Here is a 1,543-nt window from a genome sequence, read left to right as displayed (position 1 = left end):
TGCCGCCGCCTGTCAGTTTCATTCATTAACAGGGGGTTTTTGATTGTTTTTCGGATTACGAGGGTAGGTAAGTGGAATGTCGTCTCGGATGCGGTGCCTGTTGTATAGCACCTTCAATTTCTTCTGCTATACCGGGTATGCCTGAAGGCAAGCCCGCCGGGGTTCGTTGTGTTCAGCTTGATGACAATAATCTTTGCAAAATCTTTGGTCAGTCTGACCGTCCTGAAGTTTGTTCTGGTTTCAAGGCAGACAGAGCTGTGTGCGGTCAGAAAAACTCTGTTGCCCTTAGTAATTTGGTAGCGCTGGAAACGCTGACCCGCTGAAGGTGGTCAGGCTCAGTTAATCAGCTCTACATCGGGTAACGGGTATTCATCCACCACCACTTTTTCAATGGCGGGCATGACTTCTGCTTTGCCCTTAACCACAGTTTTACCGTTCTGGTTGACCACCTTCGTGGAGAGGGTTGCCCGCTTGCGACGTTCATTAAGGTCTACCACTTCCAGTTCAACGGTTACTGTGTCACCAATTTTGACAGGACGCATGAACCTGACTTCCTGTGACAGGTAAATTCCGCCGGGTCCGGGCAGTCTGGTGGCGAGGGCGCAGGAGATCAGGGAGGAGGTCCACATTCCGTGAGCAATCCGTCCCTCAAACTGGGTGGTGGCGGCAAAATCCTTGTCCAGATGTACCGGGTTGGTATCACCGGACACTTTGGCGAACAGCAGAAGATCCTGTTCGGTCAGTGTTCGGGTCAGAGTTTCTTTATCCCCGATTTTTAGCTCATCAAACGGGGTGTTTTCCAGTTTACGCATTATCATTGGCCCTTAGAGGCAAAATAACAAAAAAGGGCGGCAGTAAATACTGCCGACTGACAAATCCATTAATGCCCTGAGAGACTTTTTGTGATCAGGGCTCTGTAACCATTGGAATGGTGTCATTCACTGAAGAGCATTCATTGCTCCTGATTGTTTGATCAATCCATTGTAACAGGCGTTGTGTCACTTGCTGAGAATTCGTTTCATGCAACATTTCGTGACGGCCTTCAGGATAAAGGCTCAGTGTGACATTTTTTAAACCGGCTTTCCGTAATGCTTTGGTAAGTTTCTGTTGTCCTTCCGGAGCGCTGACCGGATCTTTTTCACCGCCCATGACCAGAACAGGCAGCTCCAATTCAATCTGTTTAAGGTGGTGGCAGGCTCTGATGTGGAGCAACCCCCTGAAGAGATCGTGCCACAGTTGATTGCTGCAGTGGAAACCACAGAGTTCATCGGCGATGTAGTCATCCACCGCATCCGGGTCTCTGCTGAGCCAGTCGAACTCGGTTCGATTTGGCTTGAATTGGCGGTTGTAGCTGGAGAAGGTCAATTGCCTGATCAGTGGGCTTATGCCTTTCTTGCCTTGTCGGCGGCATTCAACTTTGGCTATTAGCAGGCCAGCTTCCAGTAACAGTCTGGGAGCATAATTTGAGCCGGAGAGAATAGCGCCTGCCAGCCCGGGAGTATGTTGGATCAGATAGCTCTGAAGAATGTAGCTCCCCATACTG

At 49.8% G+C, this 1,543-nt stretch carries 3 protein-coding genes; 1 reads left to right on the top strand and 2 read right to left on the bottom strand.

Annotation, left to right across the window (positions count from 1 at the left end; translation table 11 throughout):
- The first annotated feature begins 71 nt into the window (after nucleotides 1-71).
- On the top strand, nucleotides 72-323 hold the full coding sequence (locus tag KDK16_RS05920; RefSeq protein WP_257275149.1) for a YkgJ family cysteine cluster protein: 252 nt from the start codon (nucleotides 72-74) through the stop codon (nucleotides 321-323).
- 12 nt (nucleotides 324-335) lie between these two features.
- On the opposite strand, the gene KDK16_RS05915 is transcribed toward KDK16_RS05920, so the two are convergent.
- Both KDK16_RS05915 and KDK16_RS05910 read right to left on the bottom strand, forming a co-directional pair.
- Nucleotides 336-812 (bottom strand): MaoC family dehydratase, encoded by a 477-nt coding sequence (locus KDK16_RS05915; RefSeq protein WP_257275148.1) that lies wholly within the window; start codon nucleotides 810-812, stop codon nucleotides 336-338.
- Between the two features lie 94 nt (nucleotides 813-906).
- The coding region (locus KDK16_RS05910; protein ID WP_257275147.1) for a serine aminopeptidase domain-containing protein at nucleotides 907-1,543 on the bottom strand (637 nt) is incomplete at its 5' end.

The organism is Endozoicomonas sp. SESOKO4, from assembly GCF_024606275.1.
Note: the sequence above shows the minus strand (reverse complement) of the source record. Positions and strands in the feature narration are given on the sequence as shown.